Source organism: Paraperlucidibaca sp., assembly GCF_982810325.1.
In genome coordinates this window covers 24,938-42,600 of record NZ_CEYEMI010000007.1, presented here as the reverse complement: position 1 = coordinate 42,600, position 17,663 = coordinate 24,938, and the positions used below count along the sequence as shown (strand labels likewise).

Here is a 17,663-nt window from a genome sequence, read left to right as displayed (position 1 = left end):
ACGAGTACCCATTGGAAAGCCACTTACGCATCGTCTTTGCAGGAACCCCCGAATTTGCCGCAGAAAGTCTGCGCGCACTCCTGCAGGGACATCATGATGTCATCGCCGTTTACACCCAACCTGATCGCCCTTCGGGTCGTGGTCGAGCCTTAAAACCCAGCGCCGTTAAAGAGCTAGCCTTGTTGCGGGAAATTCCCGTGTTGCAACCGCTTAGCCTAAAAGACGCCGATGCACAGGCCGAGCTCGCTGCCCTAAAGCCAGACCTGATGGTTGTCGCCGCCTATGGACTGATACTGCCGCCCGATGTGCTGGCGATACCACGCTTAGGTTGCATCAATGTTCATGCCTCATTACTGCCACGCTGGCGCGGTGCCGCACCCATTCAGCGCGCAATTTTGGCTGGCGACAATGAAACCGGCATTACCATTATGCAAATGGATGTTGGCCTCGACACTGGTGCCATGTTGGCGAAAGCCTCATGTCCAATTTCACTGCGCGACACTGGCGCCAGCCTTCATGACCGTCTAGCTTTATTAGGCGGCGACGCGCTACTTGGCGTTGTCGACAGCTTGCACGATGGCGAAGAGCTGATACCCGAGGCTCAAGATAATGCCTTGGCGACCTATGCCGCCAAACTTAGCAAAGAAGAAGCGCTGATTGATTGGCAGCAAAGTGCCGAAGTCATCGAACGCAATATTCGTGCGTTTAACAATGTGCCGGTGGCTCATACGCTATTACATGGCGAGCCCGTGCGTGTTTGGCAGGCACGCGTATTAGCTGATGACATCAGCGTAGAAACACCAGGTACTATTTTACGCGCCGACAAACACGGCCTCGCTGTGGCTTGTGGCGATGGCAATGTGCTATTGATCGAAACGCTACAACTGGCCGGCGGCAAGGCCTTACCCATCGCGCAACTGCTTAATGCCAAGCGCGATACCCTAAGCCCCCAAACGGTATTTGGTCTATGAGTTCGCTATCGGCAAAAACGCATCAAAGTGTACGCCACGGTAGCACCGGAAAACGCCAACTCGGCGTGCGTGCACTGGCAGCACAAGCTTTAGCTCCAGCCTTAGCAGGCGAGCGCTCTTTAAGTGCAACATTGCCCGGCGCACAAAAGCTCTGTCGCGGCGAAGATATTGGCCTACTGCAAGAGCTAGTGCAGGGCACCGCGCGTTTTGCAATTTATTACCGCACGCTAATCAAGCCGCTGTTGCAGCGCGCAACCAAAGACTCTGAAGTCGAAGCTTTATTATTAATCGGCGCGCATCAGCTATTGGCCATGCGTATTCCCGATCATGCTGCGCTCGCCGAGACCGTTGAGGCTGCACGCCAACTCGGCATGGAAAAGCTCACCGGCTTTATCAATGGTGTGCTGCGTAGTTTGCAGCGTCGTGAAGCCGAGCTGGTGCATGCCGCCAGTGTTCAACGTCATGCTCATCCGGCATGGCTGCTGCGTGCTATCCAAGCTGACTGGCCCATCGAAGCCAACGACATTATCGAAGCCAATAACAGCTCAGCGCCAATTTGCCTGCGCGTAAATCGCCTGCGTTATAGCCGTAGTGAACTGCTCGTTGAGCTTATTGAAGATGGTTTACCGCTAGAGCCAACGCGCTTTTCGCCCGAAGGTCTGCGCTTAATCGAGCCACTGCCTATTCATAACCTGCCTGCGCTCGCCTCTGGTGCGCTGTCGGTGCAGGATGAAGCCGCGCAGTTAGCCGCATTATTGCTCAACCCCAAAGCCGGCGAGCGCGTGCTAGACGCCTGCGCCGCACCTGGTGGCAAAACCGCGCATTTGCTCGAGCTGATGCCCGATATGGCGCATCTCGTTGCCATCGATAACGACGCTGAACGCCTACGCCGCGTGCAAGATAATATCGAGCGCGTGACCTTGGCTAGCGAAGACCCATTGCCGGTAGATATCGACACCATTTGTGCCGATGCTAGCGATATTAGCAGCTGGTGGGATGGCCAAACCTTCGATGCCATTTTGCTCGATGCGCCGTGCACTGCCACTGGCGTTATTCGCCGCCATCCAGACATTAAGTTGCTGCGCCGCGCCACCGATGTTGCACAAACCACGGCCATTCAAGCGCGCCTGCTGAATATGCTGTGGAAAACGCTGCGTCCGGGCGGACGCCTTTTATATGTCACCTGCTCATTGCTCAAAGCCGAAAACGAAGATCAAATCATCACTTTCTTAAAACGCACCCCAGATGCCAAGTCGATTCCGCTAGAGAAGTCAGGTGAAATGCCCGGCCAATGGCGCCCAGAAGGCCGTCAGTTACTGCCGGAAATCGACGGTCACGATGGTTTCTATTACGCGATGCTCATTAAGAAATGATCCTAGACTTACTGCCCGGCTTTATCGATGCCGCCTTTATCCGTGATCTGCTGATCACGGGGGTTTACTTTGTCGTGCTGATGTCGATCCGCTTCGGCATTGGTCACACAATTTTAAAGCGTGAAAGCCTAGAACCTGAGATGAAGCGACGCTGGCTAGTGTCCGTGCGAAACATCATTTTTATTCTATTTTTGCTCGGCTTAGCGCTTATTTGGGCGCGCGAAATTGAAACCGTAGCAGTGTCCATGGTGGCGGTGGCTGCGGCACTCGTACTAGCCACACGCGAGATGATTTTGTGCCTATTGGGCGCGCTTTATCGCAGCAGTACCAATGCCTATAGCATCGGCGACCGCATCGAAATTAATGGCCTAAAAGGCCAAGTAATTGATACCGACATGCTGTCGACAACAGTTATTGAGGTCACTCAGGCTAGCGTCACTAAGGGCAGCGTTGGTCGAGTCGTGACTATTCCGAATAGTCAGCTACTCACTCAGTCGGTGTTTAACGCGAGTCGATTGGGCCGATTCGGCATGTATACCGTGGTTGTGCAGCTGCCTAGAAATGTCGACTGGCAAGCTGCTGAAGCCGTCATGCTGCAAGTGGCACGTGATGAAATTGGCCGCTATGCCGGCGACTTAGTTAAGCATGCACGTGAGTTGCAGCGCCAACATGGGCTTGGTGTGCCGCTATTGACTCCGCGCTTACGAGTTGCTCTTCATAACTTTGAATACACCGAACTGCAGCTATATCTGCCGGTGCCAATTAATGAAGAGTTTGAGATAGAACAGAAGGTCGTTCGCGCAGTAGCGGCGGTTACCTTCGCATCAGCCCAAAAGCACTATCCAGCTCATTACAAGCCGGATAGTGCAGGCTAAGTCGGCTTAGCGACCTAAGATGTCGCGAGCAACCACTTCTTTCATGATCTCGCTGGCGCCGCCGTAGATGCGCTGAATCCGCGCGTCAACATAGGCGCGAGCCACGGGATATTCCATCATATAGCCGTAACCACCATGCATCTGTAAGCAGGCATCGGCAACGCGGCCTTGCAGCTCAGTGGTGTAGAGCTTCACGGCTGCACCGGTTGGAATGTCCAACTTGCTATCAGCATGTAAGTCCACGCAGTTATTCACGAAAGCGCGAGCGGCCAAGATATCGGTTTTGCAGGTCGCCAGCGTGAAGCGCGTGTTTTGCAATTGCGCCAATGGTTTGCCGAACGCCTTACGCTCTTGCACATAGGCGATGGTGTCTTCGAGCACACCTTCCGATGCGGCAACAGCGATCACCGCAATGTTCAAGCGCTCACGTGGCAGCTCATTCATCATATAAGCGAAACCTTTGCCTTCCTGACCTAGCAGGCAATCAACTGGCACGCGCACGTTATCCATGAACATTTCTGATGTGTCTTGCGATTGCAGACCCATTTTTTCTAACTTTTTGCCTTTGTTGAAGCCGGGCAGGGAAGTGTCCATCAGCAGCAATGACACGCCTTTGGCGCCCGCGCTGGGGTCAGTTTTCACAGCCATGATGACGATGTCGGCGTGCTGACCGTTGGAGATGAATGTTTTCGAGCCATTCACCACGTAATGGTCGCCATCGAGCACAGCGCTAGTACGAATGCCGGCGAGGTCGGAGCCTGCACCTGGCTCGGTCATGCCGATAGCAGCCACGGCTTCGCCTGAGGCCATGCGTGGCAGCCAGTAATCTTTAATTGCCTGTGAGCCTAAATGCTCAACATACGGTGCGCAAATGTCGGAGTGCACGCTAACGCCAGTGGCTAGCGATGACAGGCCCATTTTTGCCATTTCGTTAAGAATGACCATTGAATACTGGAATGGCACGCCGACGCCGCCGTATTGTTCAGGCTGATCAACGCAAAGCAGGCCATTCTCACCGAGCTTGTTCCAAAACTCGCGCGGCATCCATGCGTCTTTTTCCCACTGCTCGTAATGCGGGTGAATTTCGTTTGCCAAAAAGCGCTTCACATTGTCGCGAAACAGTTCCAGCTCGGCGGTATCAATAGTGGCCATCGTCATTTTCTCTCTAAAGTGGAGGTCATTTTCAATTCGTTGCGCATTTTATGTCATTTACTGAGCAATCGGTACCATGCCACAGCCCTTGGTCAACAGCCCAATCCACCCACGCGCTACACTGCGTGCAGACTATTTATCGGATGAACTTCTATGACAACCCAGACTTGGCCCACATTACTCGATGACTTGCGCGCACAGAATGCTGCGTTTTCTACCGTCATTGCCTGGATAAACCAACACTACAGCTACACGCCTTGTGCTTTCAGCAATGGCGCAGCTAACAATGCCGCTGGCGAAAACGAAGGCGCATGTCGCGTTTTCGCATTTGCCCAGCTAAACAAGATGTCCGAGCAGGATACTTTGCTGTGTTTTGCCGAGCATTACACTGCTGTTTTAGCCACACCAAATGGCAGTGATCACACCAATATTCGCGCCTTCATGAGCACCGGTTGGACCGGCATTCGCTTCGATGGTGTTGCACTGGTCGCGAAAAACTAATGTAAACCATTTGTAACTGCTCGCGTTTTGCTTAAACACACGCTCTACACATCTGAGGATTTTATGAAACGTACTGCCCTAGTTGCTGCCTTATTAGTTGCCACCACCAGCGCTTATGCTCTTGATGCCCGTATCAACACCGGCCTACAGCTTGCCGGCGTAAGCACACAAGCCGAAGCTGGTGCCTCCGTTGACCTAAAAGCCCAAAAGGATGCAGCCAAGCAAGGCGCTACCTCAGCTCGCGATAACGCCATTAACGCTGGCCTAGCCGGTGTCGCTAGCGGTAAATCTGCTGCTGAAAGTGGTCATGCTGCTGCCGATGCTGCCAAAGCTTCTGGCACAGCCGCAGTCAACGATGCCAAGGCGCAAGCCGAAGCAAAGCTTGGCACAGCTCAAGCATCCGTTGCCGGCTATAAGCAAAATGCAGAATTGCAGATTGGCGCAAATGATCGCGTCGCCTTAGCCAAGCACTTCGCTAGCGGTACAGCGACTAGCAAGCTCATGGGCAAAATGCTCGGCAGCAGCGATGCTAACGCACCAGCAGCCGGCTATGAGTCCAAACTGGTACTGGGCGCTAAGCTCGACAGCAGTGTTGCAAAGTCGGCCGTCGAAGTTGATGCCAGCTCGGTGAAAAAACTAAGCACACAGCCTAAAGGCACTAAGCTGCTAAAAGTTGGCGATCATATTGTTCGTGTCGATGCGAAAACCAATGTGGTTGTTGCCGTAGCCGCTATCAGCCCTAAATAAGCTGTCGCCGCTAAAGCGCTAAGATTGTCTTAGCGCGATGCAAAAAGGGTCAATGCCTTCACCGGCATTGGCCCTTTTTTGTGCCTATTGAACCTGCCTCAGCTATACTTCTGCGTTCTTTTGCAGCGCAATTTACTCACTGCTGCCAGACGACGTTAGGAATAGCTCATGAGCGATACCGCACAACCCATCCAAACTTTTCAAGGCCTTATTTTAGCGCTGCAGAGCTACTGGGCAGAGCAGGGCTGCTGCGTGCTGCAGCCTTATGACATGGAAATGGGTGCGGGCACGTTTCATACCGCGACATTTTTACGCGCCATTGGGCCTGAGGCATGGCATGCCGCCTACGTGCAGCCATCGCGCCGCCCAGCCGATGGCCGCTATGGCGAAAACCCCAATCGCTTACAGCACTATTACCAGTTCCAAGTGGTGTTGAAGCCAAATCCACCAAATATCCAAGACCTGTATTTAAACTCGCTACGCCATATCGGCATTGACCCTACTGTGCACGATATCCGCTTTGTCGAAGACAACTGGGAGTCACCAACACTGGGCGCGTGGGGCTTGGGCTGGGAAATTTGGCTCAATGGCATGGAAGTCACCCAGTTCACCTATTTTCAGCAAGTCGGTGGCCTAGAGTGCTACCCAGTTACGGGGGAAATCACCTACGGCCTTGAGCGCTTAGCTATGTATTTACAGGGCGTCGACTCGGTGTACGACTTGGTCTGGACCGATGGCCCATTCGGCAAAGTCACCTATGGCGATGTCTTCCATCAAAACGAAGTTGAGCAATCGACCTATAACTTCGAACACGCCAATATTGACGAGCTGTTTAAGCTCTTCGATCTTTACGAGTCAGAATCCAACCGCATCATGGCGTTGAAACTGCCCTTACCGGCTTATGAGTTTGTCTTGAAAGCCTCACACACCTTCAACTTGCTAGATGCGCGCCGGGCGATTTCGGTCACAGAACGCCAACGCTTTATTTTGCGTGTTCGCGCATTGGCTCGCGCTGTGGCACAGAGCTATTTTGACTCACGCGCAGCGCTAGGCTTTCCACTTGCCGATCCCGCTTTACGAGCAGAAGTGATGGCCACCATCGATGCCCAGGTAGCAACAGCAGGGGAGAAGCAGGCATGAGCCATCCATCCGTTTTGTTTGAATTAGGCGGCGAAGAGCTGCCACCCAAGTCCTTGCTAACACTGGCCACGGCTTTGCGTGATGGCGTTGAGCAAGGCCTCAAAAGCAAAGGCCTTGAGTTTGCTGGCGTGCGCTTTTTTGCCGCGCCGCGCCGCTTAGGTTTAATTATCGACTCCTTGGCGCCACAGCAGCCAGATCGCGAAGTTCGCGCCGATGGCCCACCGGTGAAAGCTGCTTTCACAGCCGATGGCCATCCCACGCCTGCTGCACTTGGCTTTGCTCGTAAAAATGGCGTTGAAGTATCTGACTTAGATGCCTCGGGTGAAAAGCTTCGTCTAGTACGCACTGTAAAAGGCGAGGCTGCTGCCGACTTGCTAGCTGGCATTTTTGAGCTGGCCATTAAGCAACTGCCGATTGCCAAACGTATGCGTTGGGGCAGTAGCCGTGTCGAATTTGTTCGCCCCATGCATTGGCTGGTGTTGCTTTACGGAGATGCCGTGGTGCCAGCCTCTGTGCTCGGCCTCGATAGTGGCCGCACTAGCTTTGGCCATCGCTTTCACCACCCAGCAGCTGTAGAGCTTGCACATGCCGATGATTACGTTGAAGCCATGCGCTCAGCGCACGTGCTTGCTGACTTCTCTGAGCGCCGCACGCAGATTCAGGGCGTAGTTAACGACCTTGCGACACAAGCCGGTGGCCGCGCGTTAATGCCCGATGCTCTGCTTGACGAAGTCACCGCCTTGGTGGAATGGCCAGTGCCATTGGTTTGCAGCTTTGAAGAACGCTTTTTGAGCGTGCCGCAGGAAGCGCTAATTTCCACCATGCAGGACAACCAGAAATACTTCTGCTTAGTCGATGCCAATGATCAGCTCATGGCGCGTTTCATCACCGTGGCCAATATCGACTCTACGGATCCAGAAAAGATCATTTCTGGTAATGAGAAAGTGGTGCGCCCACGCTTAACCGATGCCGAGTTCTTTTTCAGCCAAGATAAAAAGGTCACGCTTGCCGAGCGCAATGAACGCCTCAAGCAAGTCGTGTTTCAAGCGCAGCTCGGCACAGTTTTCGCCAAAGCCGAGCGCGTATCGACATTGGCCGGGCATATCGCAGGGCTCATCGGTAGTGATGTTGCCTCTGCAGAGCTCGCCGGCAAGCTCTGCAAGTCCGACTTAGCTAGCGAAATGGTCAGCGAATTCCCAGAGCTGCAAGGCATCGCGGGCTACCATTACGCGCGCCATGAAGGCCTTGCCAATGATGTTGCGCTGGCACTCAACGAGCAGTATTTGCCACGCTTCTCTGGCGATACCTTGCCAACGACGGCTACCGGCGCTGCAGTGTCATTGGCCGACAAGCTCGACACATTGACTGGTTTATTTGGCATCGGCCAACCACCGACCGGCTCGAAAGACCCATTTGCATTGCGCCGTGCGGCGTTAGGTGTTCTACGCATATTGATTGCAGGTGACTACCGCATTGATTTACGCGAACTAGTCGCCACAGCCGTCGCTCAACACGGCTCGGCGGTTACTCAAGCCAACGCCGCCGAAGATGTCTTTAGCTTTCTGCTAGGGCGTTATCGCGCCATGTTTGAAGAGCAGGGCATCAGCGCCGAAGTCATTGCCGCTGTGCAAGCTTGCCAACCTACTGTAGCGGGCGATGTTGCTCGCCGCGTGCAGGCAGTGGCAGCGTTTAGTGGCCTGCCCGAGGCCACCGCCTTGGCTGCGGCTAACAAGCGCGTGGCCAACATCTTAGCTAAAGAATCTTCGGTTTCTGGCTCAGTTGATAGTGCACTTTTACAAGAGCCTGCCGAACAAGACTTGGCAGCCCAGCTCGATGCCTTACAGGCACGCCTGGCACCGCTTTATGCCTCCGGCGATTATGGCCAAGCATTAAGCCTGCTCGCGACCTTACGTGAACCAGTGGATGCCTTCTTCGATAATGTCATGGTCAATGCCGACGATGCCGCTATCCGCCTAAACCGTTTACGCCTGCTCAACCAACTGCGCGCGCTGTTCTTACGCGTGGCCGACATCTCGCTGCTAAGCTAAAAACCTGGGCAGCTATCGTCGCAATAGATTATAGCTGCCCAAATTGGCTCTGGCCGATTGTCCGATATGCCGGACGCTCAGCTTAAAACTGCCAATGACCCAAGCTCGCTTTATGCGTATAAGTTAGTGGTGTTCAACTAACTTGAGTGATTACGCCATGCCAGCTTACAAGGCCCCTCTGCGCGATATGCGCTTCCTCATGAACGAAGTCTTTGATTACCCAAAGCACTACGCAAATTTACCCGGCGGTGAAGACGCGACCCCTGATATGGTCGACGCGATCTTGGATGAGTGTGCGAAGTATTGCGAAGAAGTACTCGCGCCAATCAACCAATCCGGCGACGAAGAAGGCTGCCATTTTGCCGATGGCGAAGTCACTACGCCAAAAGGCTTCAAAGAAGCTTACAACCAGTATGTTGCAGGCGGCTGGCAAGGCCTGAACTATCCAGCTGAATTTGGCGGCCAAGGCCTGCCTATGTCCATGGGCTTGTTAAAAGCCGAAATGATGGGCACAGCAAACTGGTCGTTCACCATGTATCCGGGCCTATCGTTAGGCTGCATGAACACAATCATGCTGCACGGCGATGAGCAACAAAAAGCCACTTTCATGCCAGCATTGGTCGAAGGCCGTTGGTTGGGCACCATGTGCTTAACTGAGCCACAATGCGGCACCGACTTGGGTCAAGTAAAAACCAAGGCTGAGCTTCAGGCCGATGGTAGCTATAAGCTCTCCGGCACGAAGATTTTCATCTCTGCTGGTGATCACGATCTATGTGAAAACATCATTCACATCGTGCTGGCTCGCCTTCCAGACGCGCCTCCTGGCACGCGTGGCATTTCCTTGTTCATCGTGCCTAAGTTCAATGTCGATGTTGAAGGCAATATGGGCGAGCGCAACCCCGTTACTGTTGGCTCCATCGAGCACAAAATGGGCATCCGCGCTTCGGCCACCTGCGTACTGAACTTCGATGGTGCAACTGGCTATTTGATTGGCCCGCCCAACAAAGGCCTTGAGTGCATGTTCACCTTCATGAACACCGCGCGTATCGGCACTGCCGTGCAGGGCATTGCTCACGCTGAGCAATCATTCCAAGGCGCATTGCCATATGCCAAGGATCGTCGCTCGATGCGCGCGCTCACCGGCAAAAAAGAACCGGATCAAGTCGCCGACTCGCTGATTCATCACGCCGATGTCCGCCGCATGCTGCTGACACAAAAAGCCGTTGCTGAAGGCGGCCGCGCGATGATTTATTTTGCCGCTCAGCTTGCTGACAATATGGCTGTGGGTATCACCAACGGTGATAAAGAGCTCTATGACTTCTGGGATGACAAACTTGGCTTCTACACGCCAATTCTGAAAGGGGTATTGACTGAGCTAGGCCTTGAAGCTGCCAACCTCGGCATGCAAGTGTTTGGTGGCCACGGCTACATCAAAGAGCACGGCATGGAGCAGTACGCACGCGACGCGCGCATCTCCACGCTGTACGAAGGCACCACCGGCATCCAAGCGCTGGACCTATTGGGCCGTAAGGTTCTGATTGGTTCACGCGGCAAAGTGGTTCGCGAGTTCACTGGCGATATCGCCAAGTTCTGCCGCGCCAACGTGGCAAACAGCTCAATGCGTCCATTCGTTTGGGAACTAACGAAGATCGCCACGCAGTGGAACTACCTGACAGTGCGCATCATGCTGCAAGCTCGTAAAGATCGCGACATGGTTGGTACTGCATCAAATGATTTCTTGATGTACTCAGGCTACGCCATGCTGGCTTACTTCTGGGCGAAAATGGCCGCAGTGGCTTTCGATAAACTAGAAAATGGTGGCGCTGAAGAGCCAGCATTCTATGAAGCGAAAATCCAAACCGCTGAGTTCTATTTCGACCGTATTTTGCCACGCACCAAAAGCCATGCCGAAGGCATGCTTAAGCCAACATCTTCAATCATGAAGATGAAGGCTGAGCACTTTAACTTTAACTAAGTTACTGAGCGTTTGAGCAGAAGGGGCTATGCCATAAGGTATAGCCCCTTTTTTGTTTTATGGCCTAGCAAATCCAACTTGCAGTGCTAGCATGAGGCCTAGAGGAGAGCCTTCATGACGGTTACTAGCACCTACACATTAACGCGCACTTTGTTGTTCATCGGCCTGGCCGCTTTAGGCTATCTAAGCTATTCCGTGCTCAGCCCGTTTTTTATTCCAATGGCATGGGCAGCTATTCTAGTATTTGTCACATGGCCTGTTTATCGGCGAATTTATAATCTCGTTGGCCAACGGCAAAACATTGCCGCTGGCATCATGACCTTATTGCTAACCTTGCTGCTTATCGGCCCATTGGCGTGGCTGGTTCTTCTGCTGCAAACTGAAATTCGTAATATTTACGCCCATATCGGAGAGCTGCTATCTCAAAGTCAGCTGCCTGTTTCACCATGGCTGGCCGATTTTGCCCCTTGGCTTTATGACGAGCTGCAACGCTGGTGGACGCAGACTCATGCCGACCCTCAAGCCGCCAAAGATAGTATTCGTAGCATCGCCAGCCTCGGCATTCCGCAAGCCAAGCTGCTTGCAGGTGGCATTAGTCGAAACCTAATCAAACTGGCTATCACCGTGTTTACCGCTTTCTTCTTTTATCGCGATGGCCTTGCGCTAATGCATCAAACTCGAAAGGCGTTGGCACTTATTACGCCCGGGCATGGCGAGCGTTATATGAAGGCGGCCGGGGACATGACCCGCGCCGTCGTCTTTGGCATCGTTCTGACCGCGGTAGCACAGGCCACACTGGCCGGTGCAGGCTATGCCGTGGCTGGGGCACCAAACCCAATATTTCTCGCCGTAGTGACCTTTTTAATCGCGCTGATACCCTTCGGCACACCATTCGCTTGGGGTGCTGTATCGCTTTGGCTTTTAGCTAGCGGCGACACATTCAGCGCTGTAGGTCTCGCCATTTGGGGCGGGCTTGTTGTTAGCTCAGTCGACAATATCATTCGACCATTGGTCATCTCCACGGCAACCAAAGTGTCGTTCTTGCTGATTATGTTTGGCGTGCTTGGCGGGCTTACTGCATTCGGAATGATTGGCCTATTTTTAGGCCCCGTCATATTGGCTGTGATGTTAGCTATTTGGAAGGAGTGGCTTGAACAGCCAACAAGTGAAGAGTCGAATAGCCAGCTATAGCGCCATCGTGTCAAAAACCGCTTGCCGATGCTTGAGCCGCTTGATCAAGGCAAAATCGGCAGCGGCCTCTGGATAGTGCAGGGCGGTCATCGCTAACCACTGCTTATATCTTCCGACCATCCGCACATCCTGACCATTCATTTCTGCTAAAAACTTAAGCTGAGCCTGTCTTACGGCAGCCCAGCTTAGTGACTCGCGACCACTTATTATTTCCTCAACCAAGCCAGGCTGACTAACAGCGGCTCTGCCTATCATTAGCGTATTGCAGCCGGTTATTTGCTGGCATAACTCAGCAGCAGCCTTGCTGTGCACATCACCATTGGCAATGATGGTCATACCATTAGCATAGCGACGAGCATCGGCAATGGCGTGCCAGTCCACTGGTGGCCGATAGCCTTGCGCTTTAGTTCTGCCATGAATGGTTAGCCATGAGCTTCCTGCTTGAGCAATTGCGGCGACATTTTCAGCCATCTCGCTAGCATCATCAGTACCCAATCGAATCTTGGCGCTGACTGGGACTTCTGACGGCACAGCATTGCGTACAGCCAACACAATTCTATGAATTAACTCTGGCTCTTTTAACAAAGCGGCTCCGCCGCGATGCCTATTTACGGTCTTCGCGGGGCAGCCAAAATTGATATCAATTGCTAGTGCGCCTAGAGATGCCGCTTTAGCAGCGTTTTCGGCCATCAGTGTTGGATCACTGCCTAGGAGCTGTAAATGCACTGGGGTGCCATTTGCAGTTTTGCTTGCCGTTTCCAACTCTGGCATATGCCTTAGGAAAACACTGGAGGGGAGTAGCTGCTGGGTTATTCGTAAAAATTCGGTAACGCACCACGCATAGGGGCTGAGCTCTGTAAGTGTTCGGCGCATATCGAAATCGGTTAAACCCTCCATCGGCGCCAAAACCAACTTTACCTGTTCCACGTGAAACACCCCGATGGCCTTTTGGCGCTTTATGAGAACTCATTGCGCCAAAAGGCTTTGGCCTCTTATACGTCGAGGTTGGTTACTAGTAGTGCGTTGGTTTCGATAAACGCACGGCGTGGTTCAACGTTATCGCCCATGAGCGTTGTAAACATTTGATCCGCACCAATTGCATCCTCAATTTTCACCTGCAACATGCGGCGAGACTCAGGGTCCATCGTTGTTTCCCAAAGCTGGTCTGGGTTCATTTCGCCCAAGCCTTTATAACGCTGCACGCCAAGACCGCGCTTAGACTCCTGCATAAGCCATTGGTAGACCTGCTTAAATGACTCAGCAGCGACCTCACGCTCACCACGACGCACCAGGGCGCCAGGAACCATAAGGCCATCAAGCGCATCGGCAAGTGTCGAAATTTGGCGATACTCAGGAGACGAGAAGAATTCTGTGCCTAATCGATAGGTGTATGGAACGCCGTGAGCTATTAAGTCGATTTGCACAAAATAGTTTTGTGTTTCGTTATCAAACACTGCTTCAACTAAGTAACGTTGGCTAGGGTCTGCGGCGTCATTAACTGCCTTCTGTAGCTTTCCAGACCACTCAACAACAATAGCTTGATCAGATAACTTGTCTGACGCCAAAGTGCCTAAAGTTAAAAACTGCTCCAGCATAACTTCGGGATAACGACGGCTTAAGCGCTTTAGCAAATTAATGAAATTACGGTAGCCATTAATCAGGCTCTCTAGAGCCAGGCCGGAAATTGCCGGTGAGTTTTCAGAAATCCGAAGCTCAGCGCCATCTAGCGCAATAGATGTTTGGTACTTCTCCATCGCATCATCATCTTTCAGATACTGCTCTTGCTTACCTTTTTTGACTTTATACAGCGGCGGCTGAGCAATATAGATGTAGCCACGCTCGATAAGCTCAGGCATTTGCCTAAAGAAGAAGGTCAGGAGCAATGTACGAATATGCGAACCGTCGACATCCGCGTCGGTCATGATGATGATTTTGTGATAACGAAGCTTGTCTGGATTGTACTCATCACGGCCAATACCGCAGCCCAGCGCAGTGATCAAAGTGCCGACCTCGGCCGATGACAACATCTTATCAAAACGAGCTTTTTCTACGTTTAAGATCTTACCCTTCAATGGAAGAATAGCCTGCATTTTACGGTTACGGCCTTGCTTGGCAGATCCACCAGCCGAGTCGCCTTCCACTAAATATAATTCAGACAGGGCAGGGTCTTTCTCTTGGCAGTCTGCCAACTTACCAGGCAAGCCTGCGATATCCAGCGCCCCTTTACGGCGCGTCATCTCGCGCGCCTTTCTCGCCGCTTCACGAGCACGAGCTGCGTCCAAAATCTTACCGACAATGATTTTGCCCGCTGAGGGGTGCTCGAGTAAGTACTCTTCGAATTTTTCACTCATGATGCTAGAAACAACGTTAGTTACTTCCGACGACACAAGCTTGTCTTTAGTTTGGCTGGAAAACTTAGGATCCGGCACTTTAACTGAGACAATAGCCGTTAGGCCTTCGCGCATATCTTCACCAGCAGTGGTTACTTTATCTTTTTTCAGCAGGCCTTCTTTTTCAACATAGTTGTTCAAGGTTCGTGTTAACGCTGTCCTAAACCCCTGAAGGTGAGTACCGCCATCACGCTGAGGAATATTGTTGGTATAGCAATATACGTTTTCTTGATAGCTATCGTTCCACTGCAAAGCCACCTCAACACCTATGCCGTGCGGGTGCTCATCTTGAGGAACAATGAAGTGAAAGACGTTATTAAGCGGCGTCTTGTTCACGTTTAAATAGTTAACGAATGCCGCCAAGCCACCTTCATATTGAAATAGCTCTTCTTGACCTGTGCGATCGTCTTTTAATGCAATGCGCACGCCTGAGTTAAGAAAAGACAGCTCGCGTAGGCGCTTAGCCAAAATATCGTAATGAAAATCGTAATTCTCTATGAAGATGTCAGTGTCAGGCTGAAAGTGCACCTCTGTGCCGCGGCGCTCAGTTTTTCCTGTGATGCGCATAGGTGATACTTCAACGCCATCCACTAGTTCAATATGGCGATCAATAACCGCGCCGCCGGTGAACTCTAGCGTATGCACTTGGCCATCACGACGAACCGTTAGCCGCAGGTATTTACTCAATGCGTTTACGCAGCTAACACCAACGCCATGCAAGCCGCCCGACACTTTGTAGCTGTTCTGGTTAAACTTACCGCCGGCATGGAGGCCTGTTAGCGCGATTTCTGCCGCACTACGCTTTGGCTCATGCTTGTCATCCATTTTCACATTAGGCGGAATGCCACGGCCGTTATCTGAAACCGTGATGCCATTATCCGAATGAATTGTGACTTGAATTTCGTCGCAATGGCCAGCCAAGGCTTCATCGATAGAGTTATCAACGACCTCAAACACCAAGTGGTGTAGGCCCGTGCCATCGGAGGTGTCGCCGATATACATCCCAGGGCGTTTACGAACAGCCTCCAGACCCTCTAATTGGGTAATACTGGACTCATCATAAACATCACTCATTCTTCTTCTCCGGTGCGAGCCTGCGTTGAGACTGGCGTAATATTGCCCTGCTTCACGTGAAACACTTGCCGTGGCATTTGCCCACAAAAATCATCCAACTGATCAAACTCAATGGTCGTTAACCAAGTTTGCAGATTCATTTCTTCTATCCACTGCATCATTAGTCTGCGCGATGTCTGATCCAGCTCTGAAGCAAGATCATCAAAAAGCAAAACAGGTCGGGCGCCAGCAAGACGTAAACGCTCAACTAAAGACAACTTAATCGCGCATACGCAAAGCTTTAATTGGCCACGAGACAATCGCTCCTCAGCCAAAACACCATCTGCGCGAATTCGAATATCAGCACGATGGTAACCTAACTGTGTAAAGCCCCTCTCAGCGTCTTTTACACGCGCCTCTTTCAGCAATTCCAAAAGAGGAACATCGGCATCCCAGCCAGGCTGATAGCCGACCTGAATATTAAATCCTTCCAGTAGGCGCGACATGGCAGCCACTAAAAATGGCTGCCATGAGTCCATAAAGCGTTTTCTCGCCGCATGGATTTGCTCACTAGCATCCGCAAGCTCAAGTTCCCATGCGAGCAATAAATCATCGGGTATTTTAGCACTTTTCAGCAAAGAGTTCCTTTGTTGAAGCGCGCGACTTGCTCGCGCCCATTGATCAACCAATGAGTGTTCCACGTGAAACACACCCCAATCTAATAATTGGCGGCGAGGAAGACTAGGCCCAGACAAAACATCAAGCGACCGTGGGTCAAACAATTGCACTGGCAAAAGATGGGCGAGCGCCGAGAGGCGAGAGGCGCTACTACCATTTAAACGAGCAGATGTAGTGCCATCACTATTTTTTTGAATGCCCAGGGCATGGCCAGAACCAGTAGCAGCAAAAATAGTTGTTGATTGCTGACCATCTTGAATAAGACGCTTAGCTTTTAGTGTTCGAAAAGAGCGGCCAACACCGAGCAAATAAATCGCCTCCAAGAGAGAGGTTTTGCCGCTGCCGTTATCGCCAACTAAAATGTTCAAGCCAGGAGATGGCTCAAGAGAAAGCGGCTGCAAGTTGCGCCAATGGTGAACTTGCAGCCTAGAGACAGTCACGCTAAGAGAGAGACCTTACAGACGCATAGGCATAACGACATAAACGGCGTTGGCCTGCTCAGGATCATTGTCGCGGATTAATGCAGAACTGTTGGTGTCGCCTAAAATGGCTTGGGTATAAGCACCATTAAGTGCGTTCAGGACATCAAGCATATAACCAACATTGAAACCAATCTCTAAAGAGTTGCCACTGAATTCAACTTGCAGCTCTTCTTCAGCCTCCTCTTGATCAGGGTTGGTAGCTAAAATTTTCAGTTGCTGATCATTAATTTGTAAGCGCACACCACGGAATTTTTCATTGCACAAAATTGCAGCGCGCTGTAACGCAGACTTCAGCTCTTCGCGACCGGCGATCAAAGTACGGTCACCATTTTTAGGCAACACACGTTCGTAGTCAGGAAAACGGCCATCAATTAGTTTAGATGTGAAAGTTACATTGCCGACAGTAACGCGCAGATGATTTGAACCAAGCGTTAATGTGACCTCTGTATCTTCATCAGCAAGCAAACGAGATAGCTCTTGCACACCCTTGCGCGGGACAATAACCTGAGCCTTTTCAGTAACTTGAGATGATATCTCAGCATCGCACATGGCGAGACGATGGCCATCTGTAGCGACTACACGTAGACGATCTGCGGTGACCTCAAACAACATGCCATTGAGGTAGTAGCGAACATCTTGCTGAGCCATCGCAAACGAAGTTTTATCAATCATCTGCTTCAAAACACGCTGAGTTAACGTCACGGTATATGCCGCGTTGAGGCTTTCTTCTAAGTTCGGAAAATCATTCGCCGGCAATGTCGTCAACGTAAATCGGCTCTTGCCGGACTTAAGCAGTAAGCGATTGCCATCAACGGATAAATCAACTTGCGCCGTTGCAGGCAGGGCGCGGCAAATATCCAGCAATTTACGGCATGGAACCGTAATCTTCCCATCACGCGACTCATTCTCTAAATCTTGGCGCGAGAGCAGCTCAACCTCAAGATCGGTGCCAGTCATGGCAATTTCGCCATCAGCTACCACAATTAAAACATTCGATAGCACCTGCAAGGTTTGACGTTTTTCAACAACGCCAGAAACTTGCTGCAAGGGCTTTAATAACTGATCGCGAGACATTGAGACTTTCATG

General features: G+C 51.8%; 14 protein-coding genes. 9 read left to right on the top strand and 5 right to left on the bottom strand.

Features of this window, described 5'->3' with window-relative positions; translation table 11 throughout:
- Nucleotides 1-11: 11 nt before the first annotated feature.
- The 3 genes from fmt to AC3DKE_RS04350 are packed head-to-tail and all read left to right on the top strand — an operon-like array spanning nucleotide 12 to nucleotide 3,219.
- On the top strand, nucleotides 12-971 hold the full coding sequence (gene fmt / locus AC3DKE_RS04360) for a methionyl-tRNA formyltransferase (RefSeq protein ID WP_340675855.1): 960 nt from the start codon (nucleotides 12-14) through the stop codon (nucleotides 969-971).
- Nucleotides 968-2,344: a 16S rRNA (cytosine(967)-C(5))-methyltransferase RsmB gene (gene rsmB, locus AC3DKE_RS04355; RefSeq protein ID WP_379071661.1), complete on the top strand. Its 1,377-nt coding sequence runs from the start codon at nucleotides 968-970 to the stop codon at nucleotides 2,342-2,344. Before fmt ends, rsmB begins: the two co-directional genes overlap by 4 nt.
- Nucleotides 2,341-3,219 carry a mechanosensitive ion channel domain-containing protein gene (locus AC3DKE_RS04350; protein ID WP_340675857.1) on the top strand — a complete coding sequence of 293 codons (879 nt, stop codon included), beginning with the start codon at nucleotides 2,341-2,343 and terminating at the stop codon, nucleotides 3,217-3,219. The genes rsmB and AC3DKE_RS04350 overlap by 4 nt, the downstream gene beginning before the upstream one ends.
- 6 nt (nucleotides 3,220-3,225) lie before the next feature.
- Here AC3DKE_RS04350 and AC3DKE_RS04345 read toward each other — a convergent pair whose 3' ends face one another.
- Nucleotides 3,226-4,371 (bottom strand): acyl-CoA dehydrogenase family protein, encoded by a 1,146-nt coding sequence (locus AC3DKE_RS04345; protein ID WP_379072171.1) that lies wholly within the window; start codon nucleotides 4,369-4,371, stop codon nucleotides 3,226-3,228.
- Nucleotides 4,372-4,524: 153 nt separating this feature from the next.
- Here AC3DKE_RS04345 and AC3DKE_RS04340 point away from each other — a divergent pair, with 153 nt between their 5' ends.
- The 6 genes from AC3DKE_RS04340 to AC3DKE_RS04315 all read left to right on the top strand — a co-directional run bounded on the left by AC3DKE_RS04340 (nucleotide 4,525) and on the right by AC3DKE_RS04315 (nucleotide 11,973).
- On the top strand, nucleotides 4,525-4,872 hold the full coding sequence (locus AC3DKE_RS04340; protein ID WP_411729616.1) for a HopJ type III effector protein: 348 nt from the start codon (nucleotides 4,525-4,527) through the stop codon (nucleotides 4,870-4,872).
- A 63-nt stretch (nucleotides 4,873-4,935) separates the two neighbouring features.
- Entirely contained in the window at nucleotides 4,936-5,619 is a 684-nt protein-coding gene (locus AC3DKE_RS04335; RefSeq protein ID WP_340675859.1) for a hypothetical protein, read from the top strand.
- Between the two features lie 168 nt (nucleotides 5,620-5,787).
- The gene (gene glyQ / locus AC3DKE_RS04330; RefSeq protein ID WP_379071650.1) at nucleotides 5,788-6,759 is read left to right on the top strand and encodes a glycine--tRNA ligase subunit alpha; all 972 of its coding nucleotides are present in this window, start codon (nucleotides 5,788-5,790) and stop codon (nucleotides 6,757-6,759) included.
- The gene (gene glyS / locus AC3DKE_RS04325) at nucleotides 6,756-8,807 is read left to right on the top strand and encodes a glycine--tRNA ligase subunit beta (RefSeq protein WP_487990136.1); all 2,052 of its coding nucleotides are present in this window, start codon (nucleotides 6,756-6,758) and stop codon (nucleotides 8,805-8,807) included. Before glyQ ends, glyS begins: the two co-directional genes overlap by 4 nt.
- A gap of 157 nt (nucleotides 8,808-8,964) precedes the next feature.
- Nucleotides 8,965-10,782 (top strand): acyl-CoA dehydrogenase C-terminal domain-containing protein, encoded by a 1,818-nt coding sequence (locus AC3DKE_RS04320; protein WP_340675862.1) that lies wholly within the window; start codon nucleotides 8,965-8,967, stop codon nucleotides 10,780-10,782.
- 114 nt (nucleotides 10,783-10,896) lie between these two features.
- Nucleotides 10,897-11,973 (top strand): AI-2E family transporter, encoded by a 1,077-nt coding sequence (locus tag AC3DKE_RS04315; protein WP_379071644.1) that lies wholly within the window; start codon nucleotides 10,897-10,899, stop codon nucleotides 11,971-11,973.
- On the opposite strand, the gene AC3DKE_RS04310 is transcribed toward AC3DKE_RS04315, so the two are convergent.
- The 4 genes from AC3DKE_RS04310 to dnaN form a co-directional block, all read right to left on the bottom strand.
- Nucleotides 11,968-12,870, bottom strand: coding sequence for a tRNA dihydrouridine synthase (locus AC3DKE_RS04310; protein WP_487990146.1), 903 nt, complete (start codon nucleotides 12,868-12,870; stop codon nucleotides 11,968-11,970). The genes AC3DKE_RS04315 and AC3DKE_RS04310 overlap by 6 nt on opposite strands.
- Before the next feature lie 95 nt (nucleotides 12,871-12,965).
- Nucleotides 12,966-15,437: a DNA topoisomerase (ATP-hydrolyzing) subunit B gene (gene gyrB / locus AC3DKE_RS04305; protein ID WP_379071641.1), complete on the bottom strand. Its 2,472-nt coding sequence runs from the start codon at nucleotides 15,435-15,437 to the stop codon at nucleotides 12,966-12,968.
- The gene (gene recF, locus AC3DKE_RS04300) at nucleotides 15,434-16,534 is read right to left on the bottom strand and encodes a DNA replication/repair protein RecF (RefSeq protein ID WP_340675865.1); all 1,101 of its coding nucleotides are present in this window, start codon (nucleotides 16,532-16,534) and stop codon (nucleotides 15,434-15,436) included. Before recF ends, gyrB begins: the two co-directional genes overlap by 4 nt.
- 15 nt (nucleotides 16,535-16,549) lie before the next feature.
- Nucleotides 16,550-17,662, bottom strand: a complete 1,113-nt coding sequence (gene dnaN, locus AC3DKE_RS04295; RefSeq protein ID WP_340675866.1) for a DNA polymerase III subunit beta — start codon at nucleotides 17,660-17,662, stop codon at nucleotides 16,550-16,552.
- Nucleotide 17,663: the final 1 nt, after the last annotated feature.